The following is a 25,009-nucleotide window of genomic DNA, read 5'->3' on the forward strand; positions in this document are numbered from 1 at the left end:
TTAGTAATTAGTAAGACCCCTTGAAGACGACGAGGTTGATAGGTTCGGGGTGGAAGCACAGCAATGTGTGGAGCTGACGAATACTAATCGGTCGAGGGCTTATCCTAAAAACGTTTATGATTCATTCATAAACATCGCTTAAGAATTTTCACTTTCGCATCCAGTTTTCAAGGCGCAAGCTTTGATTATATTCCCTGATAGCTCAGTTGGTAGAGCACTCGACTGTTAATCGAGTTGTCACAGGTTCGAGTCCTGTTCGGGGAGCCAATATAGAGAGGTGTCCGAGTGGTCGAAGGAGCACGATTGGAAATCGTGTAGGCTCTAACCGGGTCTCGAGGGTTCGAATCCCTTCCTCTCTGCCATATAACTTTTCTTACGGAGTAGATCTTACTTCGCAGATCGCAAGGCCCGTTGGTCAAGGGGTTAAGACACCTCCCTTTCACGGAGGTAACAGGGGTTCGAATCCCCTACGGGTCACCATCTTTACAAAAAAAAGATTAAAAAAATCTTGCAAAGCAGACTTCGATATGATATATTATAAAAGTCGCTCGAGAGAATATGGAGGCTTAGCTCAGCTGGGAGAGCATCTGCCTTACAAGCAGAGGGTCGGGGGTTCGATCCCCTCAGCCTCCACCATATAATATTTTGATGACGCGGGGTGGAGCAGCTCGGTAGCTCGTCGGGCTCATAACCCGAAGGCCGCAGGTTCAAATCCTGCCCCCGCAACCAAAACTTTATCTTCGGTTCTTACCGAGAACACGATGTGGAGCTGTGGTGTAGAGGCCTAACATGCCTGCCTGTCACGCAGGAGACCGCGGGTTCGAATCCCGTCAGCTCCGCCATTTCATCAAACATCAGGCTCGGTAGCTCAGTTGGTAGAGCAGAGGACTGAAAATCCTCGTGTCGGCGGTTCGATTCCGTCCCGAGCCACCATGTTAGATGGGTTAAAAATTTTAATATGCCGGTGTAGCTCAGTTGGTAGAGCAACTGACTTGTAATCAGTAGGTCGTGGGTTCGACTCCTATCGCCGGCACCATAGCTTGTGGAGGGCTAGTGAAGTGGCTAAACACGGCAGACTGTAAATCTGCTCCTTCGGGTTCGGTGGTTCGAATCCATCGCCCTCCACCATTTAGGGGCATAGTTTAAAGGTAGAACAAAGGTCTCCAAAACCTTTGGTGTGGGTTCAATTCCTGCTGCCCCTGCCAGATTTGAATAAAGTAGTGAGTATGGCGGTCGTGGCGAAGGGGTTAACGCACCGGTCTGTGGCTCCGGCATTCGTGGGTTCAAGTCCCATCGATCGCCCCATTTTCACTCTTTGCTCAAAAAAGATGTTTGTGTTGGGGATTAGCCAAGTGGTAAGGCAACGGACTTTGACTCCGTCATTCCAAAGGTTCGAATCCTTTATCCCCAGCCATTTATGCGGAAGTGGCTCAGCGGTAGAGCATCGCCTTGCCAAGGCGAGGGTCGCGGGTTCGATTCCCGTCTTCCGCTCCAAAAGTTTTTAGGATGGCGCCATAGCCAAGTGGTAAGGCAGAGCTCTGCAAAAGCTTTACCCCCAGTTCGAGTCTGGGTGGCGCCTCCACAATTATCTCGAAAAGATGTGCCCTTAGCTCAGCTGGATAGAGCGTTTGACTACGAATCAAAAGGTCAGGAGTTCGAATCTCTTAGGGCACGCCATATTTACCAAATGCCGGTGTGGCGGAATGGCAGACGCGCGCGACTCAAAATCGTGAGGGAAACCGTGGAGGTTCGAGTCCTCTCACCGGCACCATACTTTAAATTTACAACGCTGATTGCAGATTCTTGCAGTCAGCGTTTTTGCTTTGTATTGAAGTGCTTAAGATCTTAAGCACTTTTTTGTTTTGTTTATCGACTAGGTTCTTTGACCATACTGAAAGGTATCTGAAAATGCGAAGAGGTCGGTAGACAGCATGAAGCAGCCATTTGATATTCTGGCGATAAAAAAGATGCTTTCAAAAAGCGCGGATGTTGTTTGTCGTGAATTTAGGATAGGCAAAGATGGCGTAAACATAGATGCAATTTTGTTTTATACGGATGGACTAGTAGATACGAAGGCGATTCAAGATTTTATTCTTGAGACGCTGATGATTGAAGTTGATAAAACTGATTTAATCTCAAACAGGTTAAAAGACTATATAACTGCTGGAGATATCACAACTGTTGATGATACGGAGATGCTGTATCATCATCTATTTTCTGGACATGCGATTTTGCTGTTGAATCGTGGGTCATTATGTTACTCCATTGGTATGTATGCGGCTAAGGGAAGAGAAGTAGCAGATTCTATTGGAGAAACGGTTATCCGTGGACCTAAAGAAGCTTTTACAGAGACGATCCGGATAAATACGGCGCTAATAAGACGTAAAATCAAAAACCCCAATCTGTGGCTGGAGAACAGACAGATCGGGAATGTCACTAAAACAGATGTTTCAATTATGTATATCAATGGGATTGTAACAGATTCGATCGTGCAGGAAGTAAAGGACAGACTGGATCAAATCGATATTGATGGCATTTTGGAAAGCCAATATATCGAAGAATTGATTCAAGACGATATTTATACTCCTTTTCCTACGATGTACAACACGGAACGGCCGGATGTGATCGCAGCTGAACTGTTGGAAGGGAAGATTGCGATCCTGGTGGATGGGACTCCACATGTTCTTATCGTACCGGCCTTATTTATCTCATTCCTGCATTCGGCGGAGGATTACTATCAGCGTGCGGATATTAGTTCGCTGCTGCGGATCCTGCGATTTGTCGGCATATTCATCGCGCTGCTCGGACCTTCGCTATATATTGCGATTACTACGTTTCATCAGGAAATGCTTCCAACTCCCTTGCTCATTAGTCTAGCGGCTCAGAGAGAGGGGATTCCTTTTCCAGCTTTGATTGAAGCGCTAATGATGGAGATTACGTTCGAGGTGCTGCGTGAGGCCGGGATTCGTATGCCTAGGCCTATAGGACAAGCCATCTCGATTGTAGGGACACTCGTTATTGGCCAAGCTGCTGTTGAGGCGGGGATTGTATCAGCAGCGATGGTTATCGTTGTGTCGATTACAGCCATTTCCAGTTTTGTTGTGCCTTCCATCAATATGTCGATTTCAATACGAATGATTCGTTTCATCATTATGGGACTAGCTGCCTCATTTGGACTTTACGGAATTGTGATCGGTATTCTTGCTCTTATTTTGCATTTGTGCAGCTTGCGATCGTTTGGAATTCCTTACATGACTCCATTAGGTCCCTATAATGCAGATAGCAAGAGGGATACGATATTCCGTTTACCGTTTTGGGTAATGAAAACACGTCCACGATTAATTAGCCAGAAGAATATAACGCGTAACAAAACCAAGCCTCCGGGCCCAAATCGGTAGGTGAAGGAATAATGAAACAGAGAACATTAGCAGTTCTGCTTCTATTGCCTTTACTTCTGGCTATAACAGGTTGTTGGAATCGGAGAGAACTGAATGACCTGGCCATCGCGGTGGGTCTTGGCTTCGATAAGGTTGGTGATCAGTACCTGGTATCTGTGCAGGTTGTAGATCCGGGAGAAGTCGCTTCAAATAAAACCTCTGGTGCAAGGACACCAGTAACGTTGTATCAGGCAAAAGGACAAACCATCTTCGAGGCGATGCGTAAGATTACAACGTGTCACCCAGGAAAATTTATAATTCCCATCTTCGTATTCTTGTCATTCAAGAAGATCTGGCAAGAGAGGGAGTAAATGATGTTCTTGATTATGTTTCACGTAATCATGAGCATCGTACAGACTTTTATATTGTCGTTGCAAGGAAGACGAGTGCGGCCAGCACACTCAAAGTTCTCACTCATCTGGAGGCCATTCCGGCGAACCAAATGTATTATTCTTTAAGTGCTTCGCAAAAAGCTTGGGGGCATACATCTACCATGACGCTTGATATGCTTATTAGAGACATTGTCAGCGAAGGTAAGAGTCCTGTTTTGACCGGTATTCGATATAGGGGGCCACAAGAAGTAGGCAAGAGCAAGCAAAATGTTGAAGAAATCTCATCACCTGCAATACTTGTATACACAGGGCTTGGAGTTTTCAGGAAAGATAAGCTGATTGGATGGCTGTCAGAGGAAGACAGCAGAAACTATTCGTTTATCCACGATGATATTGACAGCACAGTTCTTGTTATTCCTTGTCCATCGGGAGGGAAATTATCTCTTGAGGTGATCCGGTTTAAAACGAAGATAAAGTCAAGCTTAACTGGTGATAATCCAGCTATTAAGCTGACTTCTCGAACAGAGGTCAATATCGGGGAAGTGAAATGTCGGATTGATTTGACGAAGCTGGATACGATTAATGAGCTTCAAACCATTGCCAGTGAGCAGCTTCAGACAAATATGGAGAAGACGATAAAAAAGGTACAGCAGACATATGGAGTCGATATTTTTGGTTTTGGAGATGCGTTCCATCGTTCGTACCCAAAATATTGGCATAAGGTTACCGAGCAATGGGAGACTTTTTTTCCAAGCCTTCCTGTAACCGTGAAGGTAGATCTTCAAATCCGAGAAATAGGTACGTTGAATAACTCATTTATGGAGCAGAAGCAAAGGGAGTAACTATGTGGAGCATTATTGGTATTCTCATCGTCACCGCAGCTATTATTGCCTATGAGATTCCGAAGCTGATCAAGAGAAGGTCAATCCGTGATGGAGTTGTATTCGGAATCCTGATTGTAATGGGCTGTACAGCTGCCGTACTCGGAAGCTTGCATGTGGATTTGCCGAATCCTATAACAGGTATTAATGCTGTGTTTAAACCGCTTGGCAGTATGATTTATGAATCATTCAAATGAGGGATGCCGGACATGCTGGAAAAAGGAAAAATAAGTGCACGCCAATTTACCATATTGGTATTTCTCTTTATGATTGGCACGTCCATCCTAATCGTTCCCTCAATGGTTGTTAGTCTTGCTAAGCAGGATGGCTGGATTTCAGTATTAATTGGGATTGTCATAAGCTTGCTTTCCATATTATTGTATTATGCTCTAGCAGCTCGATACCCGGATAAAACTCTAGCGGAGTATTGTGAGCTTATATTAGGAAAATGGCTGGGAAAGCTGGTTTCTCTCTTTCTTATGTCGTATATCTTTATATTAACGGCTCTCTTGCTCCGCGTTGTGGGCAACTTTATGACGATGGAGATTATGCCGGAGACGCCTATTGAAGTTATTCACATTCTTATTGTAGCTGTGGTAATCTATGCGGTCAGGCAGGGACTTGAAACCTTTAGCCGCACTTCTGAGATTATGCTGCCGGTCATCCTAGTCCTGTTTCTTTTATTCGCCGTTTTACTGCTGAAAGAAATAGATGTGGAACGGATTCAACCTGTTATGGAGTGGGCATGAAGCCAGTACTCCTTGCCTCTTTTTATTTTTTTAGTCTGCAGGAGCTTATGGTCTTCCTGATGCTTGTTCCCTATGTGAATCGTAAGGACAGGGTTAAACAAAGCTGGATGATGGGGTCTCTGCTGGGGGGAATGGTTCTGTTAGTTTCTATTCTCCTGTGTATTCTAGTTTTGGGCAGTGATTTTACTGCACGTAACATGTATCCGACCTATACCCTGGCGAAGCAGATCAATGTCGCAAATTTTTTGCAAAAGGTGGAGTCCGTCATTGCTGTTATATGGTTGATTACGATTTTTTTCAAAATTACAATCAGCTATTATGCAGCTATTCTAGGTACTGCACAATCGCTTGGCTTAAAGGATTAGCGCACGCTGACGCTGCCACTTGGAATCATTCTGGTGGTGCTGTCGATTGTTGTGTACAAAAATATTGTAGACTATATCGAATTTACGCCGAGGGTATGGTCGGTTTATGCAATGGTTTCAATGGTTGTTATTCCTTTGCTACTTCTGCTTGTTGATCTTATTCGGTCCAAGTTGAAAGCAAGCACTTAGCGCGGGTTCCCTCGATGGAATCGGCGCTTTTTTTGTCTAATTGGCCTTGGGGCGGAAGCGCGACTCGACTAAGGTCTAGCATAGATACCGTCGGTAGTCCGTTTTAGAAAGTGTGAATTCGATCTACAATAGGTACATAAGCAAGAAGCGCTTCACAGTAACGTAAAGGAAGCGATTCGGAGAGGCGGTGGAAGAAGCAATGGATGGGAAAAAGGCGTTAGGCTTAGTGCTTGCTGTTGCAGGCGGTATCATGGTACTTAAATTCTTTGGGATTCACCTTGGGTTTTTATTCGGTACCCTGTTCGCGATTGTATTAATTGGACTTGGGGTAGTTGCTTGGAGAAGCAATAGAAAAATAATCGGTGGAATCGTTGGTGCTATCGGTATTATCATGCTCCTGCCAGCATTGTCCAAATTGATTATGCTTGGAATCGCGGTTGTACTGATTCTGTTCGGTATCTCCATGGTAAAGAAAAATAACAATCATCGAAATTTCTAATATAAAAGTTGGGAGGGCCATACATGAGCATTATGCGGCGAGTGCGCGACATAACGGTCGCCACCTTAAATGAAAGATTAGAGAAAGCAGAAGATCCTGTTCGCTTGATTGATCAGTTCCTCTGGTCAACACGTGAAGATATTATTCAAGCGGAGAAGCTGCATCAGCAGTACTTAGGACATAGCAATCATCTGAAAGCGCAATGGCTGCAAGCTGAACACCAAAAGGAAAAGCGAGAGCAGCAAGCACTTACAGCACTAAAGGCTGGTGAAGAGCAGCTTGCACGAATGGCGCTTCATGAGAAAGCAACCAGTGAGGAACGTTCCGTGCAATACCGCGATCTGTATGAGCAAAGTCGGCAAAATACGATGGAGCTGGAAGATCAGCTTCGCGAAATGCGAAGTGAGTACCAACTGGTATATGACAAACGCGAGTATTACGCAGCGAGAATGGAGTCACTTAGACTTCAGCAGCGTATGAATGCAAGGTTCACAGAAGGTAGCCAGGCGGGCGGCATACAGCCAGGTACGATGTTCAGAAGGCTGGAAGATCGTATCGGTGATATGGAGATGGAAGCGAAGAGCCTGCATGATCTGCGCAGAATGGGCAAAGAGTTCATTACTGAAGCAGGTAACCAGGTGCAATCCATTATTGACCGCGAGCTGCAGCAATTAAAGAAGAAGCTTGAGAAGGAAGGATGGTCGTCTTGAAAAAACTGTACCGATCCCGCCGCGACAAGAAGCTGTTTGGCCTCTGCGGTGGACTAGCGGAAATGATCAACGTAGACGTGACGCTTATCCGTATCCTGCTTATCGTTGTAACGATCTTTACGAGCGGCTTCGCTATTCCGGTCTACCTCATTGCAGGCTTTATCGTACCGAAGGAACCTGGCTTCTATAACGGAGGTTTCGGACCTGGACCTGGATTTGGCGGCGGGTATGGCAGCAGTAATGGCAATAACTATGGCGGCAACAATTACGATTCATCCTACGGTGGTCCATACAAAAACCCTCCGCAAGGACAATGGGACAGCTATTCACAGTCCAGCAACAGCCAGCAATCTTCTTCATCGCAATTCGATAGCATGATGGACGATCTCGAAAAAAAAGCACTACGTAAAGAAATCGAAGAATTACGTGCCAAATTGGCCAAACATGAGAAGGGAGAGATTTAACAATGGGAATTTTTAAAAGAATGAAAGACATGACGAAGGCTTCTGTAAACGAGGTATTGGATAAAATGGAAGATCCGGTTGTTATGCTTAATCAATACTTGCGTGACATGGAATCGGAAATTCATCAAGCAGAAGTAACGGTAGCGAAACAAATGGCGAACGAACGCCGTCTGAAACAACGTCTGGAAGAAGCAGTTCGCGCTATTTCCGATCGCGAATCCAAAGCAGAAGCAGCGCTTCGTGCCGATCAAGAAGATTTCGCCCGCAAGCTGCTGGAGGAGAAGCTTTACTTCGAACAAAAAGTAGGTGAGTACACAGAGCTTCACGCTCAAGCAAAAGTACAGGCGGAAGAGCTGATGCAGCAACTGCACGGTATGAAAGAGGAGTTCTACCAGCTTCGCAATAAGCGTAATGAGCTGGCTTCCCGTGCTCAAATCGCTAAAGCTCAGAAGCAAATGGCACAGATTTCCTCGAACCATTCAATTGACAGTGGTACAGCATCTAGAGGCTTCCACCGTATGGAAGAGAAAATTATGCAGCTTGAAGCTGAAGCGGATGTTCTTCGCACCCCTTATGCTTACAATGGCAATGGCAGCACGACAGGTACATTTAACGCCATCGATATGGAGAAAAAGCTGAAGGTTGATGAACAGCTTGAGGCGTTAAAAAATAAGATGAGTAAACCGGTAGAACAATAATTAAGCTAACAGCATGACAAAGCGGAAGAGCGGACCGGGTAGCCGGTCTGCTCTTCCATGCGTGCGTACTTAAAAGGAGTGGACTTAGGTGGCCCAAGGGCAGTCAAATGAGCCCCATCATACGGATAGACCGAATCAAGAGGCAAGGCGCAAACATGTGACGGAGACGATTCTCTGGCTCATTATTATTGTCAGTCTCGTCATCATTGTGCTGCAGGCAATCGGTTATGTACAGCTCTATACCTTTAGAGGGAAATGGGCCATTCTAGGGCTCACCGTTATTGGTGCAGCAATAGCAGCTGCGGCTGTAGTCGGTTTTCTGCAAAATTCAAAGCTGAAGCAGGCTGTAGAGCGTTTAAGTGAGCAGCAGCGCAGGCGCAGCTACCGGGTAACGCTGAATTCTGCAGAAGAATCCGAAGGAAATCATGCGAACGAGCAAACGGAAAGCGAAGCTATATGGACGGAGAAGGTCAAGTTCTCAGCAGTCATTGAAGAGCGGCAGCGGCTAGCCAGAGAGCTACATGATGCCGTAAGTCAGCAGTTATTCGCCATATCCATGACAGCAACAGCTGTCAGCCGTACGATCGAGCGTGACTGGGAGAGAGCCCGCAGGCAGGTTCAACTGATTGAAGAGATGGCCTCCGTTGCCCAATCTGAGATGAGGGCCTTGCTGCTTCATTTACGGCCTGTTCATTTGGATGGCAAGAATCTGGCGGCAGCTCTAACCGCACTTGTGGACGAGCTTAAGCAGAAGGTTCCCATGACGATTGATCTGGATGTCGACGATACGATTACGCTCAAGCCAGAGGCGGAAGACCATTTGTTCAGGATTGCACAGGAGGCTTTATCCAACACGCTGCGGCATTCCAAGGCTGATCGGATGCAAATTAATTTGCATCGGAAAGGCCATGAAGTACGTATGTTAATTAAAGACAGCGGGATTGGATTTGATCTGGAAGCGAAAAAACAGACCTCTTATGGATTACTCACGATGGAAGAGCGTGTAAATGAGCTTGGCGGCTATTTACATATGGTTTCTAAGCCAGGGGAAGGAACAGCTATCGATATTAGTGTTCCGATCGAAGGTGGCAAGTGAATGCAAAAGAAAGCGGTGAATATAGGTGGAACCGATCGAGCAGCTAAATGAACAAATTAAAGTTTTATTAGTGGATGATCATGAAATGGTACGAATCGGTCTTGCTGCCGTGCTTGATACGGAGGAAGGCATTGAGGTTGTAGGAGAAGCCAGCAACGGTTATGACGGCATTCGGCTGGCACAGGCCTATAAGCCTGACATCGTACTCATGGACCTTGTAATGGACGGTATGGATGGTGTGGAGACGACACAAAAACTGCTTGAGCTTTATCCTGAGTGCAAAGTCATAGTATTAACGAGTTTTATTGATGACAGCAAGCTATATCCGGTTATTGAAGCCGGGGCATTCAGCTACTTGCTGAAGACAGCTAGGGCAACGGAGATTGCTGATGCCATCCGTGCAGCAGCAAGGGGGCAATCCGTGCTGGAGTCTCAGGTTGCAGCTAAGATGATGAATCGACTTCGCAAACCGAAGCAGCCTGTACAAGCTGCACTCCATGATGATTTGACGGAGCGGGAGATGGACGTATTAAAGCGGGTCGCCCAAGGTATGTCTAATCAGGAGATAGCGGACGAGTTATATATTGGTGTGAAGACAGTGAAATTTCACATTACGAATATTTTCAATAAGCTTGACGTTGACGACCGTACGCAAGCAGCGATCTACGCGCATAAGCAGGGGATTGCAGAGTAATGACATTTATTCATTTCGATGAGGGGCTGCCTGAAGTTTATCTTTAGGAGAGCCCCTTTTTTTGCTAAAATAAGTTAAAGAAGGCGATTTAACAACATACCGCTTGTTGGAAAAGGCCAGTATATTTTCATGGAGCTATAATAACAACTGTACGGCTGCAGAAGTGGGATATCCCCGCGCAGCAAGTCCAGCGCCTTGACTGACAGCGGCTCTTCCAATGCTTTATGGAGACCGGTCATCCAGCCTCTTGGACCAATTAACAATGGAATAGAGGATTCAACTGGAAAGGAATTTGGAAAATCAATATGCCAGTTCTCTGATTCTTTCGTTAGACCAAACTGTTTTGCATCAGAATGCTGCATGGCCTCCTCGATAGCTGACCACAGCTCAGGTTTTAGATAAGCTTCGAGGTCCTTATAACGGATGTGCAGTCCGTTAATTGTAGCGACTACGCGCTGCAGCAGCTCTTCCAAGACAACCAGAGAAGGATTATGTTTGATCAAACGAGAAGAAGTTCTTATGGTGAGCTGGGCTTGTCTACTATGCAGCAGCCACTCTGCCGCACTTTCAGCAGCTTTACGATAAGGCAGGTTCCAGTCGAAGCTGTCATAGAAACCAGGTTCAGGAGGCAGTCGTGTCGGCTCCTCTTCACGGAATGGGGCGCTGCCGTAAGATCGAATTGGAGAAACGATGGATAATCGTTCTGTGCGTTTGGCGTACGACAACGGTGTAATGTACATTTTGGCTGCCTCCTTTATCTATAATGCTGATCATCTCCAGCATATTACGTCTTGTCTGCAAAGGCTGGCGAATGATGTCTATTAGAAGATAAGAAATAAAAAGGCGATAAGCGCCAAATCAATGGCAATCACATCACGGAACGGAAAGTACGGACGTGGTTCATAATAGTAAGGATCGAACGGGTAAGATTGCGTCTGAACCGGCTGCTCAGACGGCTTACTGGATTTGGACGGTGATTTTGATTTCCCGCTTTTTTTATTCTTTTTCGAAGATTTTGGCGGTTCGGCTTCCGCTTCTGATTCAACAACAGCTGATTTATTAGGATCCTCATTGAGTGTCAGCTTCCCTTTGCTGCATTTGCTCAGTATACCGATATGCCTCGATCCATCCTTCATCACGACATAAACAGGCATCCCGCAATATTGCGAGATCAGGTCCTCCTCTAAGGGATAGATTTGATCCATGATTCATTCCTCCTTGTCTATAACTGAAGTAGGCTTTGCAACCAGTGTATTCACCTACAGGCGAATAGGTATGGTTATATACCTAGCGGTAATAAATGGTTGAGAGGAGAGCTTCATGATGTCAACAAATCGATTCGTTCGTAAGACAGCTGATCAGGCAGCATCACGCAGAGCACGGTTTGGCGTTATTATTGCTGCTGTTGTGCTATTATCCGGGGTTATATGGGCGGCGGTGAACAAGGATCAAATTCGTGTCCAGAAGAACGATAGTATTCTGACCCATGATATTGCTTTGCTCTGGCAATGGACGGACAAGCTGTATAACAAGGGGGCAGCAAATACGGAATGGACGCTCAGATGGGATCTTGAAGGAGATGGAGCGGCTTTGACGCAGGCAGATCAAAAGCTGAAAGCGGATGAAATAGGTCAAGAACAGGGCACACTGTCCATATTCCCGTTATCCTCAGAAAATCAGGCTATGGTCGTCTATGTAACGAAGCAAGGGACAACAAAGAAGCAGCTGTTAGCTATTGTTAACGAGGTGGAGGCTGACTTAAAGGAATCAGGTTTAACTTATTCCGGAGGAATGACGGTCCGGGGCGATACGGAATATAATAACGCAGCAGAGCGGCTGGCTCATGCAGCCGGCGGGAAACGGATCGATCGGTATAAGGATAACAGCGGAACAATAAGTGAGGCATACTACTCAGAGAAATTGTTCTCAGCCGTAGAAGCAGGAGCGGGGAAAAAGGCGAATCTTCAGATCGCAGCGCATCGTGAAACAGAGTCAAAGCAGCTTTCCCTGATCATTGGAATTCCACTTATAACAGGCGATTACACCGTGTCTCAGCAAGGAAACGATTAGAAGAAATTTGAAGGCTAATCAGTTTTTTTTATGATGGGATGAATAGCAGTTTAAGGATTAATATGCTAAACTACATAAATAAAAATAAAAAAATTATCGGAAAGAATGAGGGAACTTACTGAAATGAACGTTGAATCATCAAATGCGCAAGGCGCTATTTATTATATTTTTGGAGCGACAGGCGATTTGGCGAAACGCAAGTTGTTTCCTGCCCTTTTTAGCCTATATAAAGAAGGAAAACTGTCTGAAAATTTCGCTGTTGTAGGCCTCGCCCGCAGAGAGCGTACGAACGAGCAGTTCCGCGCTGATCTTTACGATTCGATCGTAGAGTTCTGCCGTTATAAAGCAGATGACGTTGAGCTCTGGAACCGTTTCGCAGAGCATTTCGAATATATGCCGCTTGATATTAACAATGTAGAAGCGTTCCGTGGTCTGGCTACTCTGTCGGATCAACTGGATGCCAAATTCAATATTCCGGGTAACCGTTTGTTCTACCTGGCACTTGCTCCATCCCTGTTCGGACCTGTATCGTTCAGCCTGCGTGATGGCGGACTGCTGGAGTCGAAGGGCTGGCACCGCGTTGTTATCGAGAAACCGTTTGGTTATGACCTCGAGTCGGCTCAAAAGCTTAACGATCAAATTACGCAAGTATTTAAAGAAGAAGAGATCTACCGTATTGACCACTACCTCGGCAAAGAGATGGTTCAGAACATTCAAGTTATCCGTTTTGCTAACGCATTTTTCGAGCCGCTGTGGAATAATAACCATATCGCTAACGTGCAAGTTACATTGTCGGAAACGGTTGGTGTAGAAGAACGCGGTGGTTATTATGATAAATCCGGCGCTCTTCGCGACATGGGCCAAAACCATATGCTGCAAATGCTTACGATGATTGCAATGGAGCCGCCTAGCCGTCTGCATGGCGAAGATATTCGCGATGAGAAGGTAAAAGTACTTCGTTCCCTTCGTCCATACAGCTCGAGCGACGTCGTTCGCAGCAACGTTGTGCGTGGTCAATACAGCGAAGGCTCCCATAAAGGGAAGGACCTTCCTGGCTACCGCCAAGAGGACTCCGTAGGCGAGAACTCGACAACGGAAACTTATTTTGCAGCAAAGCTGGCTGTTGATAACTTCCGCTGGGCGGGCGTACCGTTCTATATCCGTACAGGCAAACGCCTGCCGGTTAAAACAACTGAAGTTGTTATCGAGTTCAAATCGATGCCGCAAAATGTACTATTTGCTCAACGTCATGACCTGCAGCCGAACCTGCTTGTTATCCGCGTTAACCCGATGGAAGGCATCTATATTAAAGTAAATGCTAAAACACCGGGCGAAGATAATTCTGTACAGCCGGTAAACATGGAGTTCTGCCAAAGCTGCCAAATCGGCATCAACACGCCGGAGGCTTATGAGCGCCTGATCCATGATGCGGTCCGCGGCGATTCGACTTACTTTACACGTTGGGATGAAGTAGCTCAAGCATGGGAGTTTGTTGACCGTATTGCAGCTGCATGGCGTGAAGATTCGAATGATCTGCAGCATTATCCAGCTGGATCTTGGGGTCCTGAAAAAGCTGATCAATTGCTTGCACAAGATGGCTTCAAATGGTGGCCGGTTAACGGGCAAGAAGAAGACAATGTCATTTGGGTTTCAAATAGCGGCAAATAAAGTACACCGCTCACGGAGGGATTTACCTTTATGTTTAAGGTTTATGATATTTCGATGACAATCGAAGAGGGCATGCAAGTATGGGGAAACTCTGAAAGCAAGCAGCCTCAAATGAACTCCCAACCTACCTCTCCAGACGGCGTTAATGAATCGCGCATCGATATGGATGTCCATTGCGGCACCCATGTCGATGCGCCTCTGCATATGCTGGAGGATGGCGCAACTATTGAGACGATTGGTCTTGAAGAGCTGGTTGGTAATGCCCGCGTTCTTGATCTTACCCATGTGGTAGACAGTATCACAAGAGAAGATCTCGAGAAGCACGGATTGCAGAAGGGCGAATGGATCCTTGTAAAAACAAAAAATTCCTATTCGAATACGTTCGAATCTGATTTTGTATTTTTACGGGAAGACGGCGCTCGGTATTTGGTTGAGGTTGGGGTGCGAGGAATAGGAACGGACGGTCTTGGAATTGAACGATCTCAAGAAGCGTATCCTACACATCGGACGTTATTCCGCAACAATGTTATTATTGTAGAAGGTCTTCGCCTGAAGGAAGTGCCACCGGGCACTTATTTCATGGTGATCGCACCTTTGAAATTGACCGGTATTGAAGCAGCGCCGGCGCGCGCACTGCTTATCGGGAATGGATAAAGGGGCGTTGCATCGCGACGCCATGAAGGGAAGGCAAGCATGAGCCAAACATTAAGTAATGAAATTTCGCAGGAAGTAGATAAGCGTCGTACGTTCGCGATTATCTCTCACCCTGACGCCGGTAAAACGACATTAACAGAGAAGCTCCTCTTATTCGGGGGAGCTATTCGTCTTGCAGGGTCGGTAAAGGCTCGTAAAGCCAGCCGCCATGCCACATCCGACTGGATGGAGATCGAGAAGCAGCGTGGTATCTCGGTTACGTCCAGTGTTATGCAATTTGATTACTTGGGACATCGGGTCAACATTCTGGATACCCCTGGTCACCAAGATTTCAGTGAAGATACTTACCGTACGCTAACAGCAGCGGACAGTGCAGTTATGTTGATCGACGTTGCAAAAGGCGTCGAGGCGCAGACGATTAAGCTGTTCCAAGTCTGCCGCAAGCGGGGGATTCCGATCTTCACGTTCATTAACAAGCTGGACCGTGAAGGTCAAAGCCCATTCGAGCTGATGGAAGAGCTGGAGCGGGTACTTGGGATTCGTTCGGTTCCGATGAACTGGCCAATTGGTATGGGCCGCGAATTATGTGGTGTGTACGACCGAATGAAAAACCAAGTTGAGCTGTTCCAGGGGAATGATCACGACGTAATTGAGGTTCGCAAAGTCGATGACTATAACGATCCCATTATTCGTGAGATGGCAGGCGACTACTTAACTGATCAGCTCGTGAATGATTTGGAGCTGCTTGATGTAGCGGGCGATCCGTTTGATTTTGAAAAGGTTCAAGCTGGCGAACTAACGCCAGTCTTCTTCGGAAGCGCGGTTAACAACTTTGGTGTTCAAACCTTCCTTGAGAACTTCCTGCAGCTGGCACCAAAGCCAACCTCACGGAAGAGTACGGCAGGAGAGATCGAGCCTACGAACGAGAAGTTCTCCGGCTACGTCTTCAAGATTCAAGCGAACATGAACCCGGCGCATCGCGACCGTATTGCGTTCCTGCGGATTTGCTCCGGACGGTTCGAACGTGGCATGAGCGTGCGACATGTACGCGCTGGCAAAGATATTAAGCTGTCCCAGCCGCAGCAGTTCCTGGCACAAGACCGTGATATCGTCGAGACGGCTTATCCGGGCGATATTATTGGTTTGTTTGATCCAGGTATCTTCCGAATTGGCGATTCCTTGTCGCAAGGCTCCGAGATTGTGTTCGACGAGCTGCCGACGTTCTCGCCTGAGATCTTCGCCAAAGTAACAGTTAAGAATGCGCTTAAGCACAAGCAATATCAGAAGGGTATTGATCAGCTGACAGAGGAAGGTACGATTCAAGTGTTCCACTCTGCAAGCGGCTTTGAGGAAACGATTCTTGGCGTTGTTGGTCATCTGCAGTTCGAGGTATTCGAATACCGGATGAAGGGTGAATATGGCGTAGATATTCAATTGCACCGTATGCAATTCCAATTCGCTCGCTGGATCGTTGACGATAAGATTGATCCTTCGAAATTCCGTATCAACTCGACACTCGTGAAGGACAAGAAAGGCAATTATGTTGTCTTGTTCGAGAACGAGTATGCGATGCGTACAGCAATGGATAAGAATCCAACGATGAAATTCCTAGAGACAGCTCCATAAGCTGAATATATAGTGAATAATAAAAATCCCCTGACGGCTGGCACACTGTGCTCCGTCAGGGGATTTTTGCTTTTAGACAAAATGAGGTAAAGTTTCTCAATCTATCAGGTTGACGGAAGAGCGCTTTCATGACATAATGTACGCGTGTACATTACTTACAAGAATGACAGCGGCAAGTTGTCTTTTGATTAGCGAGCATACAGGAGGCTGTCGATTATTAGCAGGAAAGAAGTAGCGAAGCTGGCGGGTGTATCGGAAGCGACGGTATCGCGGGTCCTGAACAATGTAGGTCCTATCAAGGAAGAGACACGTATCCGAGTCCTCGAGGCTGCGAAAGAGATAGGTTATGTGCCTAATGCGCTTGCACAGCGGTTTGCTCGCAGGAAAAGCGGGAATGTTGGCGTTATATTGCCTTTTGTTCCAAAGGTGCATCTGTTCTCTACCTATTATTTTGCAGAGATCTTAAGCGGGATTGGCGAAGCGGCGAAGGCTTGCAACTATGATCTGCTTCTCATCTTCCGGGAACCGGATAGTCCCCGAGATTATGCCAAGCTGTACCGTACACAAAAAGTGGATGCCTGCATCGTACTGGGCGCACAAGATGTGACGGAAGAGCGTGCAGCACTTAAGGAGCTTCAGGCGGAGGGTTTCCCGTTTTGTCTCGTGAATCAGCGGTTTGACGAGGAAGAGTATTTAACGGTTGATGCAGATCATGAGTCGGGCAGCTTTGCGGCTGTACAGCATCTAATTGCGAAGGGCTTTAAGCGCATTGCATTCCTGAATGGGCCTAATGCGTTCTCGAGCAGCGGTGATCGGCTTGCGGGTTATGAGCGGGCGCTGACAGAAGCCGGTATTCCACTTCTGGAAGACAGGATCTTCACTGGCAACTATAGCAGGAAGAGCGGGTTTGAAGCCGCAGCTAAGATCTTTGAAGGTATAGAGAAGAAGGAGATCGATGCTGTATTTGCCGCGAATGACCGGATGGCGATCGGGCTGATGGATGGCCTAAGAGAACGTGGTATTGAAGCGGGCAAAGATATTGGGCTTATCGGCTATGATGACTCGGACAGTTCAAGAATTGTGAGTCCCAAACTGACAACGGTCTCGGTTCCCTTTTATGAAATGGGCCGAAGGGCAGCGATGAAGCTGCTTGCTGAGGAGTCCGAAGAGGGGAATACGATTCTTCCCGTTCAGCTAGTAGAGCGTGAAACGACTTAAATACTTATTCGAGAGGCGGTAGTTAGGAATGAGCAAACTTCGTGTCGGGATGGTTGGATATAAATTTATGGGGAAGGCGCATAGCAACGCTTATCGCGCAGTGCCGATGTTTTTCCCGGAAACGGCAGTATTGCCGGAGATGACAGCTATTTGCGGACGTGATCCCGAAGGGCTCGAGAAAGCGCGCGCACAGTTCGGCTGGCAAAGTGCCGAGACGGATTGGCGTAAGCTGATCGCACGTGATGATATCGATCTTATCGATATTAATGCGCCAAGCGATGCTCATAAGGAGATTACGATTGCCGCAGCTGAGGCGGGTAAACATTTGTTCTGTGAGAAGCCGCTGGCTCTGACTTTAGAGGATGCGAATGAAATGCTAGTTGCTGCTGAAAAAGCGGGTGTAAAGCATATGGTTGGCTTTAACTACCGCTTTGCTCCTGCCGTTCAGCTGGCGAAGAAGCTGATCTCCGAAGGTCGTATCGGTAAAATCCATCATTTCCGCGCTGTGTTCCTGCAGGACTGGATTCTTGATCCCGAATTCCCGCTCGTATGGCGTCTGCAGAAAGAAATTGCTGGATCTGGTTCTCATGGCGACCTGGGAGCGCATCTGATTGATATGGCTCGTTTCCTTGTTGGTGAATTCCAGGAAGTGATCGGTATGGAAGAGACGTTCGTAAAAGAGCGTCCGGTCTCCTCCGGCATGACGGGACTTAGCGGTACAAAGAGTGGTGCCGATGCGCCGCGTGGCGAAGTAACGGTTGATGATGCAACCCTGTTCATGACTCGTTTCGAGAATGGGGCGCTTGGAAGCTTCGAGGCTACACGTTTTGCCGCTGGTCATCGTTGTACAAATGCTTTCGAAATAAATGGCAGTAAGGGCAGCATCAAGTTCGATTTCGAACGGATGAATGAGCTTCAAGTTTACTTCACAGATGATGCAGAGGATGTACAAGGCTTCCGCCGTGTACTCGCAACAGATGCCTCGCATGCTTACATGGATGCTTGGTGGCCGGCTGGTCATACGATTGGTTACGAGCATACCTTCACCCATGAGGTTCATGAGCTGATGACCGCCATTGCGGAAGACCGTCAGCCCGTTCCAAACTTCTATGACGGTGTGAGATGCCAAGAGGTGCTTGTTGCGGTTGAACGCTCGATCGCAGAGCGGCGCTGGGTTGCTTTGAAAGAGTTTCAATAGATTCCACGAGCAGAGGAGATTAATTGGATCATGAGAAAAGCATTAATCGTATGGGGCGGCTGGGATGGTCATCAGCCGAAGGAAGTTGCGGGTCTTTTTCAAGAGGTACTGGTGAAGGAAGGCTTTGAGGTTGAGGTGTCGGATACGCTGGATGCCTTCGCAGATGGTGAGAAACTGAAAGCATTGGATCTGATCGTGCCGATCTGGACGATGGATAAAATCAAACCAGAGTATGTTGAGAACGTATCCTTAGCCGTACAAAGCGGTGTAGGACTTGCAGGCTGCCATGGCGGTATGTGCGATGCCTTCCGCGAGAATGTAGACTGGCAGTTTATGACCGGCGGCCAATGGGTTGCTCATCCAGGCAATGACGGTACGAACTATGTCGTTAATATCAAACACAGCTCCAGCCCGCTTACGCAAGACATCGAAGATTTCGAAGTAAGCTCGGAGCAATATTACTTACATGTTGACCCTGCGGTTGAAGTGCTTGCAACTACTCGTTTCCCGGTTGTAGAAGGTCCGCACTCCCTGAACAAAGCAGTGGATATGCCTGTTGCTTGGACGAAGCGTTGGGGCGTTGGACGCGTTTATTACAACTCTCTTGGCCATCAAGCTAACATAATTGATATTCCAGTCGTGAAGGAAATGATGCGCCGGGGCTTCCTCTGGTGCGCGGAAGGTAAAACTGCAGCGGTAAACGGAGGGACTCATACTCATGCATAAGTTAAAAGTCGGCGTAATCGGAACAGGTAATATTAGCAGCGCTTATTTGAACAATGGCAAGAAGTTTGACTCGATGGAAATTGTTGCTTGCGCGGATCTCGACGTAGAGCGGGCTAAAGCGAAAGCGGAGGAATTTGGCATTCGCGGCTGCTCCGTAGAAGATCTTCTGGCTGATCCAGAGATCGGGATGGTTATTAACTTAACCATTCCGCAAGCTCACGCAGCTGTTTGTCTGCAAGCACTGGAAGCTGGTAAGCATGTGTATGTTGAGAAGCCTTTCGCGGTCACTCGTGAAGAAGCTCAGGAAGTCCTTGAGCTGGCTGAAAAGAAAGGTCTGCTTGTTGGCAGTGCACCGGACACCTTCCTTGGCGGCGGTATTCAGACAAGTATTAAGCTGATTGAAGACGGCTGGATCGGTACTCCGATTGGTGCGACTGCATTCATGATGTCAGGCGGCCATGAAACTTGGCATCCAGCTCCGGAATTCTATTATCAAAAGGGCGGCGGCCCAATGTTCGATATGGGGCCATACTACTTGACAGCGCTGGTTGCGATGCTTGGACCAATCAGCCGTGTAACGGGCATGGCACGTGCTTCGTTCCCAGAGCGTACGATCACTAGCCAGCCGAAGTTTGGACAAAAAGTTCAGGTTGAGGTTCCTACTCATGTAGCTGGTGTGATCGAATTCGCTGCTGGCCCAATTGGTACTTTGGTGACAAGCTTTGATGTGAAAGGCGGTTCGACTTTACCTTGGATCGAAGTATACGGTACTGCTGGAAGTATGCTTGTGCCAGATCCAAATAATTTCGGCGGCACTATTAAGATCAGACGCAGTGGTTCGACCGAATGGACAAGTATTCCGCTTGCCTTCCAAAACACGGAGAATGCAAGGGGACTTGGTGCAGCCGATCTAGCCAAGGCTGTATTGACTGGACGCAAGCATCGCCCTAGCGGTGAACTTGCCTATCATGTATTGGAAGCGATGCATGGCTTCTTCGACGCAGCAGAGCAGGGTGCTCATTACACGATGAAGAGCACATGCAATAAGCCAGCTCCATTCACACTTGGCCTTGCAGCCTATTGCTTGGATTAATAGCACTTATAAATAAGGAAATAGAAGCAGGCTGGCGGGCATCCCGCTGGCCTGTTTTTTTCCTCTGCAGCATCTTAATATCAGTGTAAAAATATGGTATGGTTTGGAGTGTGAAGAACAACAGCGAGAAAGGGGAACTCGGCTGATGACCACTCCTGCGCGTAAACGAAATATGATTATTCGAAATGGAAAGGTAGTCCTAGAAGACAGGATCGTGCATGCAGCGATAGCTGTTAAGGACGGAATCATTGATGAGGTGCTGATCGACGAGGCTTCGCTGCAAGAGTATGAGAATCGCTATAGTGAGGGTGATCTAGCTAGAATTGATGCAGCAGGGCGATATATTCTCCCCGGACTTATTGATATTCACAATGATGCCATTGAGAAGGAAGTACAGCCTAGGCCCGGGACGTTATTTCCGCTTAAGATGTCTTTCCTGGAATTCGAACGCAAAATGCCGATTCACGGTATTACAACGATGTATCATTCGTTATCGCTTGGTGTTGGGCTTAGCTTGCGAGGCGATCATCTGCTGACTGAACTGGTTGAGCTTATCCATAACTATCGTGGGTCCAGGTCCATTATCCGCAATCGTATCCATTTACGTTATGAAGTCTCTTATCTGACAGGTTACCCAATTGCTCAGCAATACATCGAGAATCAAATGATTGACTATCTGTCCTTTATGGATCATTCACCGGGGCAGGGGCAGTACCGGGCACCTGGTTCTTTTGAGCGGTATGTGATGAAGAATCAAGGTGTGGGGATAGATGAAGTTCACACGATTGTAGAAGAGCTGCTTATGCGGCGCCGTCAGATTGATTGGGAGAAGCTTCGTCAGCTTGGGAAGCTGGCGGGAGAGCAAGGTATTGCGCTTGCCTCTCATGACGATGATTCGATTGAGCAGGTGGAACTATCAAGAGAGTTTGGGGTATCGGTAACGGAATTCCCCATTAACATGGAGACTGCTAAACACGCATCAAAGTCAGGCTTATTTGTATGTGTTGGAGCACCTAATCTTGTCAGGGGAGAGTCCCATGACCATAACTTACGCGCCATTGATGTGATTACGGAAGGGGCAGCTTCCATTATTTGCTCGGATTATCATCCGTCAGCTTTATTAACGGCTATTTTCATCCTAGTGGAAAAAGGAATCGTGGAGTTGCCGGAGGCTGTTCGTATGGCTACCCTTTATCCGGCACAAGCGCTTGGTATTGCAGATCATTACGGAGCGATTGCGCCGGGCAAAGCGGCAGATCTGATCATCGTTGACCAATATGATGGTCATCCATGGGTGACGCAAACGATTGTAGGAGGCAAGACAGTCTACATGGCGGATGTGTTTTAACTGCTAAGTAACTGCTTGCTTGGTTCCCTGAAGTTTGTTATGCAAGGCATCAACAAGACGGTTTTGCTCCTCGGCACTTAGCTCTTTCCAGATCAGCTCGAACAATACGCCTAGCCCGGGGAGCGTTTTTTCATCATTGCCAATGGAGTCATTAATGACTTCTTTCATTTCTTCCTTTGAATTGTTCTTAACGTTGTTGATAATGGCTTGACGTAAATCCAGATTGATCAATTGGATTCCCTCCAAGTCTTCATAATGGTCACTTATTTACTGTTTCCGTGTGAGGCGATTTTCATCCGAGTGTGGTGGATATGCTATAATAATCAGGATTAGGTAATGGATTTGTAGGCTCATCTTGTAAGTTTTGAGCTTGAAGGGAGTAGGATGAAACGAAATGCCCAAAAAACAATTTGCGGTTATCGGAATGGGGCGGTTTGGCTCCAGTATTGCCACTTCACTCACGAATATGGGGTATGAGGTGCTCGCGATTGATTCGAGTGAGCAGCGCATTCAAGAAGCAATTAATATGGTGACCCATGCGGTATCTGCTGATTCCACGGATGAGGAAGCATTACGCTCCCTTGGCGTACGTAACTTCGACGTAGTTGTTGTAGCGATTGGAGAAGATATTCAAGCGAGTATTCTGACGACGCTCATCTTGAAGGATCTTGGTGTGAAAATGATTGTTGTGAAAGCGCAGAATGAATTACATGGTAAAGTGTTAACGAAGATCGGTGCGGACAAGGTTGTATATCCGGAGCGGGATATGGGACAACGTGTTGCTCACCATTTAATATCTCCTAACATTTTGGACTATATCGAGATTTCTGAGGATTACAGCATTATTGAAGTGAAAGCGCCGGAAGCGATGATCGGGAAGAGCTTGAAGATGCTGGACATTCGGGCGAAATTTAAATGCAATGTGATGGCGATTAAAACCAATGGCAAGATGAATATTGCTCCTTATGCCGAAGACTTGATCCGGCCAGAGGACATTCTTGTTATTGTGGGTAAGAACTCGGATTTATCCAATTTGGAAATAGCTTATTCGGAAGGCTGATCGGATTAATGAATCATTTATTATTAACCTCCATTCAAAATGAACGAGTGAAGCAGTGGGCTTCCTTGCTAGATAAAAAATACCGTGACCGGACAGGCCTGTTTATTATTGAAGGCGTTCACCTTGTACAGGAAGCCTTTCGTGCCTCTGCCGCTGTGAACTGCGTCGTCTATAATGGAGAGCGCGGTATTCCGCAGGAGCTGGAACAGCTTGCTGGGGAAGGCGGCACGGAATGGATCCAGGCTACGCCGCAAGTGATGGCAAAATGTACGGGAACGGATACGCCACCGCCGGTCTTTGCCGTGCTGGAGAAGCTGAAGCGGGATGAAACGGCATTGTTCCGTGACAAAAGTCTTGTTGTTATCCTCGATGGTGTTCGTGACCCCGGCAATGTAGGTACTATTATCCGGAGCGCGGATGCCGTTGGCGCCGATGCGGTCGTGCTGGGCAAAGGCTGCGTAGATCTGTACAATCCGAAGACAGTGAGATCGACGATGGGCTCGCTGTTCCATCTGCCGATTCTTGAGGCTGATCTAGCGGAGCTGCTGCCTGAGGCGAAAGCCAAAGGGATTAAGCTGGTAGGGACAAGCCTGCAGGCGAGTCATACTTGTTATTCCTATGATTGGACAGCTGGCACTTGGCTCCTGATGGGCAATGAATCAGAAGGGTTGTCCGAAGCTGTTCGGGAGACCGTGGATGAGTCGATTATTATCCCGATGCAGGGCGATGCGGAGTCATTGAATGTGGCTATGGCTTCGACTGTGTTGTTGTATGAGGCTTTGCGGCAACGGAAGTATAGATAAAGAACTTTTTTTGGACTGTGAGTTGTAATTCAGTTTGTCACTAGTTGGAACGTATTTTGTCATAGATATGGAACGTGTTTTTGTCACAAGAATGGCATGTTATTATCAATAAAAACTCCTTAGTTTATAAGGAGTTTTTATTATATCCGGAGAGTATCGTATAGGTGTATGGAGTGATGCGAAAGACGACTTAAGCTTTTATAAAGTAGATCTAAAAATAATTATTGAAACGTTTCCAAAATGGTGATAATATATGGTTAGTAAAGAGGCAATAGGCATCAGGAGGTATCAGATTGTCAAATTTGAAAGATGTAGCCGAATTAGCTGGTGTTGGGGTTGGTACCGTATCGCGGGTTATCAACAATCAGGCATCGGTTAAACCGAAGACTCGGGAAAAGGTCATAGCAGCGATAAAGCAGTTAAATTATGTGCCTAATGAAATCGCCAGAAACTTTAAAATGCAAAAATCAAATTTAATCGCACTATTGCTTCCGAGTATATGGAATCCGTTTTTCTCCGAACTTGCTTACTATATTGAAGATGAACTGGATCGCGAAGGTTACAAATTAATTCTGTGTAATAGCGGTGGCAAGCCCGCGAAAGAATTATATTACTTCGATATGCTTAGTCAAAATAAGGTTGCGGGGATTCTGGGTATTACTTATAACGATATTGAAAGCAGTCTGGATACAGAGATTCCTATTGTTAGTATTGACCGTCACTTCTCTAAATCGGTTCCATGTGTAACGTCGGATAATTATACTGGGGGCCGGATTGCAATGCGGGAGTTGTACAAGGCTGGTGTTCGTAAGCCTGCATTCCTGGGAGTCGTAACATCCGTGTTTAGTGAGACAATGCTTCGAAAAAAAGGGTTTATCGACGAAGCAGAGTCATTAGGTCTAGACTATGTTATCTATGAAGAGCCTGATCCGGTAATGGACGATTTGAAATACTTTGGAAACTTCTTTAAGGTTAGGGAGCATCGCGAGGTTGATGGCGTATTTGCCATTACAGATATTTTTGCTGCCAAATATATTGATCAAGCACAAAAGTATGGAATTCAAGTTCCTAAGGACGTAAAAGTAATTGGTTTTGATGGCATTCAGGATAGTACGCTATTTCATCCGATACTTTCGACAATTCGTCAACCGGTAGAGGAGATGGCACGTACTTCCGTGCAGCTTCTTTTAAACCAAATCGCTGGACATGCGATTCCGCTGGATACGATTCGGATTCCCGTACAGTTCAGGCCTGGAGAGACGACGTAGAACTTTTTACGCTAGGCCTGATTTTTTCTCGCTAATTTGGAAACGTTTCAAAAAAGTAAATCATCAAGGTGTAATTGATTTATAATTTGGAAACGTTTCAAATATAAATAATGTAACCGTTTCCTATTGATGAAAAGGGGGCTAAACCAACATTAAAATGGAA

25 protein-coding genes, 16 tRNA genes, 1 rRNA gene and 1 pseudogene are annotated in these 25,009 nt (G+C 46.7%); 40 read left to right on the forward strand and 3 right to left on the reverse strand.

What is annotated here, in order from left to right; genetic code table 11:
• The 28 genes and pseudogenes from AB4Y93_RS15170 to AB4Y93_RS15305 all read left to right on the forward strand — a co-directional run.
• A 23S ribosomal RNA gene (locus AB4Y93_RS15170) occupies positions 1 to 107 on the forward strand; the annotation flags it as partial.
• A gap of 84 nt (positions 108 to 191) precedes the next feature.
• Positions 192 to 267: transfer RNA gene (locus tag AB4Y93_RS15175), tRNA-Asn, on the forward strand.
• Positions 268 to 271: 4 nt separating this feature from the next.
• Positions 272 to 362, forward strand: a tRNA-Ser gene (locus AB4Y93_RS15180).
• A gap of 43 nt (positions 363 to 405) precedes the next feature.
• Positions 406 to 480, forward strand: a tRNA-Glu gene (locus AB4Y93_RS15185).
• An 80-nt stretch (positions 481 to 560) separates the two neighbouring features.
• Positions 561 to 636, forward strand: a tRNA-Val gene (locus tag AB4Y93_RS15190).
• A gap of 16 nt (positions 637 to 652) precedes the next feature.
• Positions 653 to 729, forward strand: a tRNA-Met gene (locus AB4Y93_RS15195).
• A gap of 36 nt (positions 730 to 765) precedes the next feature.
• Positions 766 to 842: transfer RNA gene (locus AB4Y93_RS15200), tRNA-Asp, on the forward strand.
• Positions 843 to 857: 15 nt separating this feature from the next.
• Positions 858 to 933, forward strand: a tRNA-Phe gene (locus tag AB4Y93_RS15205).
• 27 nt (positions 934 to 960) lie between these two features.
• Positions 961 to 1,036: transfer RNA gene (locus tag AB4Y93_RS15210), tRNA-Thr, on the forward strand.
• A gap of 8 nt (positions 1,037 to 1,044) precedes the next feature.
• Positions 1,045 to 1,128: transfer RNA gene (locus tag AB4Y93_RS15215), tRNA-Tyr, on the forward strand.
• Positions 1,129 to 1,131: 3 nt separating this feature from the next.
• Positions 1,132 to 1,205, forward strand: a tRNA-Trp gene (locus AB4Y93_RS15220).
• Between the two features lie 24 nt (positions 1,206 to 1,229).
• Positions 1,230 to 1,305 (forward strand) — tRNA-His (locus AB4Y93_RS15225).
• Positions 1,306 to 1,338: 33 nt separating this feature from the next.
• Positions 1,339 to 1,414 (forward strand) — tRNA-Gln (locus AB4Y93_RS15230).
• Between the two features lie 5 nt (positions 1,415 to 1,419).
• Positions 1,420 to 1,494: transfer RNA gene (locus AB4Y93_RS15235), tRNA-Gly, on the forward strand.
• A 14-nt stretch (positions 1,495 to 1,508) separates the two neighbouring features.
• Positions 1,509 to 1,582, forward strand: a tRNA-Cys gene (locus AB4Y93_RS15240).
• 18 nt (positions 1,583 to 1,600) lie between these two features.
• Positions 1,601 to 1,677: transfer RNA gene (locus tag AB4Y93_RS15245), tRNA-Arg, on the forward strand.
• A 12-nt stretch (positions 1,678 to 1,689) separates the two neighbouring features.
• Positions 1,690 to 1,771, forward strand: a tRNA-Leu gene (locus tag AB4Y93_RS15250).
• A 160-nt stretch (positions 1,772 to 1,931) separates the two neighbouring features.
• Positions 1,932 to 3,398, forward strand: a complete 1,467-nt coding sequence (locus AB4Y93_RS15255) for a spore germination protein (RefSeq protein ID WP_441893339.1) — start codon at positions 1,932 to 1,934, stop codon at positions 3,396 to 3,398.
• An 11-nt stretch (positions 3,399 to 3,409) separates the two neighbouring features.
• Complete coding sequence (locus AB4Y93_RS15260; RefSeq protein ID WP_441893341.1) at positions 3,410 to 3,748, forward strand: Ger(x)C family spore germination protein; 339 nt, start codon at positions 3,410 to 3,412, stop codon at positions 3,746 to 3,748.
• Positions 3,673 to 4,611: a Ger(x)C family spore germination protein gene (locus AB4Y93_RS15265; protein ID WP_441893343.1), complete on the forward strand. Its 939-nt coding sequence runs from the start codon at positions 3,673 to 3,675 to the stop codon at positions 4,609 to 4,611. The genes AB4Y93_RS15260 and AB4Y93_RS15265 overlap by 76 nt, the downstream gene beginning before the upstream one ends.
• 2 nt (positions 4,612 to 4,613) lie before the next feature.
• Positions 4,614 to 4,847 (forward strand): hypothetical protein, encoded by a 234-nt coding sequence (locus tag AB4Y93_RS15270; protein ID WP_441893345.1) that lies wholly within the window; start codon positions 4,614 to 4,616, stop codon positions 4,845 to 4,847.
• Between the two features lie 69 nt (positions 4,848 to 4,916).
• Positions 4,917 to 5,764 (forward strand): annotated as a pseudogene (locus tag AB4Y93_RS15275) (GerAB/ArcD/ProY family transporter).
• A 388-nt stretch (positions 5,765 to 6,152) separates the two neighbouring features.
• Entirely contained in the window at positions 6,153 to 6,452 is a 300-nt protein-coding gene (locus tag AB4Y93_RS15280) for a LiaF transmembrane domain-containing protein (RefSeq protein ID WP_167281750.1), read from the forward strand.
• A gap of 23 nt (positions 6,453 to 6,475) precedes the next feature.
• Positions 6,476 to 7,162 carry a PspA/IM30 family protein gene (locus tag AB4Y93_RS15285; protein WP_441893347.1) on the forward strand — a complete coding sequence of 229 codons (687 nt, stop codon included), beginning with the start codon at positions 6,476 to 6,478 and terminating at the stop codon, positions 7,160 to 7,162.
• Positions 7,150 to 7,626 carry a PspC domain-containing protein gene (locus AB4Y93_RS15290; RefSeq protein WP_441893349.1) on the forward strand — a complete coding sequence of 159 codons (477 nt, stop codon included), beginning with the start codon at positions 7,150 to 7,152 and terminating at the stop codon, positions 7,624 to 7,626. Before AB4Y93_RS15285 ends, AB4Y93_RS15290 begins: the two co-directional genes overlap by 13 nt.
• Positions 7,627 to 7,628: 2 nt before the next feature.
• Complete coding sequence (locus AB4Y93_RS15295; RefSeq protein ID WP_441893351.1) at positions 7,629 to 8,324, forward strand: PspA/IM30 family protein; 696 nt, start codon at positions 7,629 to 7,631, stop codon at positions 8,322 to 8,324.
• A gap of 88 nt (positions 8,325 to 8,412) precedes the next feature.
• Positions 8,413 to 9,420: a sensor histidine kinase gene (locus tag AB4Y93_RS15300; RefSeq protein WP_441893353.1), complete on the forward strand. Its 1,008-nt coding sequence runs from the start codon at positions 8,413 to 8,415 to the stop codon at positions 9,418 to 9,420.
• A 25-nt stretch (positions 9,421 to 9,445) separates the two neighbouring features.
• Complete coding sequence (locus AB4Y93_RS15305; protein ID WP_441893355.1) at positions 9,446 to 10,114, forward strand: response regulator; 669 nt, start codon at positions 9,446 to 9,448, stop codon at positions 10,112 to 10,114.
• 74 nt (positions 10,115 to 10,188) lie between these two features.
• Here AB4Y93_RS15305 and AB4Y93_RS15310 read toward each other — a convergent pair whose 3' ends face one another.
• Both AB4Y93_RS15310 and AB4Y93_RS15315 read right to left on the reverse strand, forming a co-directional pair.
• Positions 10,189 to 10,854 carry a hypothetical protein gene (locus tag AB4Y93_RS15310; protein ID WP_441893357.1) on the reverse strand — a complete coding sequence of 222 codons (666 nt, stop codon included), beginning with the start codon at positions 10,852 to 10,854 and terminating at the stop codon, positions 10,189 to 10,191.
• Between the two features lie 81 nt (positions 10,855 to 10,935).
• Complete coding sequence (locus AB4Y93_RS15315) at positions 10,936 to 11,319, reverse strand: hypothetical protein (protein ID WP_441893359.1); 384 nt, start codon at positions 11,317 to 11,319, stop codon at positions 10,936 to 10,938.
• A 115-nt stretch (positions 11,320 to 11,434) separates the two neighbouring features.
• Here AB4Y93_RS15315 and AB4Y93_RS15320 point away from each other — a divergent pair, with 115 nt between their 5' ends.
• From AB4Y93_RS15320 to AB4Y93_RS15360, 9 genes are all read left to right on the forward strand, one after another.
• Complete coding sequence (locus tag AB4Y93_RS15320) at positions 11,435 to 12,184, forward strand: YwmB family TATA-box binding protein (protein ID WP_441893361.1); 750 nt, start codon at positions 11,435 to 11,437, stop codon at positions 12,182 to 12,184.
• Positions 12,185 to 12,307: 123 nt separating this feature from the next.
• Positions 12,308 to 13,852: a glucose-6-phosphate dehydrogenase gene (gene zwf / locus AB4Y93_RS15325; protein WP_441893363.1), complete on the forward strand. Its 1,545-nt coding sequence runs from the start codon at positions 12,308 to 12,310 to the stop codon at positions 13,850 to 13,852.
• Positions 13,853 to 13,882: 30 nt separating this feature from the next.
• Positions 13,883 to 14,506: a cyclase family protein gene (locus tag AB4Y93_RS15330; RefSeq protein WP_441893365.1), complete on the forward strand. Its 624-nt coding sequence runs from the start codon at positions 13,883 to 13,885 to the stop codon at positions 14,504 to 14,506.
• Positions 14,507 to 14,545: 39 nt separating this feature from the next.
• The gene (locus AB4Y93_RS15335) at positions 14,546 to 16,132 is read left to right on the forward strand and encodes a peptide chain release factor 3 (RefSeq protein ID WP_441893367.1); all 1,587 of its coding nucleotides are present in this window, start codon (positions 14,546 to 14,548) and stop codon (positions 16,130 to 16,132) included.
• A gap of 216 nt (positions 16,133 to 16,348) precedes the next feature.
• Positions 16,349 to 17,350: a LacI family DNA-binding transcriptional regulator gene (locus AB4Y93_RS15340; protein WP_441893923.1), complete on the forward strand. Its 1,002-nt coding sequence runs from the start codon at positions 16,349 to 16,351 to the stop codon at positions 17,348 to 17,350.
• 28 nt (positions 17,351 to 17,378) lie between these two features.
• A complete protein-coding gene (locus AB4Y93_RS15345; RefSeq protein WP_441893369.1) occupies positions 17,379 to 18,548 on the forward strand; it encodes a Gfo/Idh/MocA family protein in 1,170 nt (389 codons plus the stop codon).
• Positions 18,549 to 18,578: 30 nt separating this feature from the next.
• Positions 18,579 to 19,274: a ThuA domain-containing protein gene (locus AB4Y93_RS15350; protein WP_441893371.1), complete on the forward strand. Its 696-nt coding sequence runs from the start codon at positions 18,579 to 18,581 to the stop codon at positions 19,272 to 19,274.
• Entirely contained in the window at positions 19,267 to 20,367 is a 1,101-nt protein-coding gene (locus tag AB4Y93_RS15355) for a Gfo/Idh/MocA family protein (RefSeq protein WP_441893373.1), read from the forward strand. The genes AB4Y93_RS15350 and AB4Y93_RS15355 overlap by 8 nt, the downstream gene beginning before the upstream one ends.
• Before the next feature lie 145 nt (positions 20,368 to 20,512).
• The gene (locus AB4Y93_RS15360; protein ID WP_441893375.1) at positions 20,513 to 21,715 is read left to right on the forward strand and encodes an alpha-D-ribose 1-methylphosphonate 5-triphosphate diphosphatase; all 1,203 of its coding nucleotides are present in this window, start codon (positions 20,513 to 20,515) and stop codon (positions 21,713 to 21,715) included.
• A gap of 3 nt (positions 21,716 to 21,718) precedes the next feature.
• On the opposite strand, the gene sspI is transcribed toward AB4Y93_RS15360, so the two are convergent.
• Complete coding sequence (sspI, locus tag AB4Y93_RS15365; protein WP_441893377.1) at positions 21,719 to 21,946, reverse strand: small acid-soluble spore protein SspI; 228 nt, start codon at positions 21,944 to 21,946, stop codon at positions 21,719 to 21,721.
• Between the two features lie 163 nt (positions 21,947 to 22,109).
• Here sspI and AB4Y93_RS15370 point away from each other — a divergent pair, with 163 nt between their 5' ends.
• From AB4Y93_RS15370 to AB4Y93_RS15380, 3 genes are all read left to right on the forward strand, one after another.
• Complete coding sequence (locus tag AB4Y93_RS15370) at positions 22,110 to 22,775, forward strand: potassium channel family protein (protein WP_167281785.1); 666 nt, start codon at positions 22,110 to 22,112, stop codon at positions 22,773 to 22,775.
• A gap of 8 nt (positions 22,776 to 22,783) precedes the next feature.
• A complete protein-coding gene (locus tag AB4Y93_RS15375) occupies positions 22,784 to 23,578 on the forward strand; it encodes a TrmH family RNA methyltransferase (RefSeq protein WP_441893379.1) in 795 nt (264 codons plus the stop codon).
• Between the two features lie 293 nt (positions 23,579 to 23,871).
• Positions 23,872 to 24,846, forward strand: coding sequence for a LacI family DNA-binding transcriptional regulator (locus AB4Y93_RS15380; RefSeq protein ID WP_441893381.1), 975 nt, complete (start codon positions 23,872 to 23,874; stop codon positions 24,844 to 24,846).
• Positions 24,847 to 25,009: the final 163 nt, after the last annotated feature.

The organism is Paenibacillus sp. YAF4_2 (assembly GCF_052113225.1).
In the GTDB taxonomy this organism is placed as follows: domain Bacteria; phylum Bacillota; class Bacilli; order Paenibacillales; family Paenibacillaceae; genus Pristimantibacillus.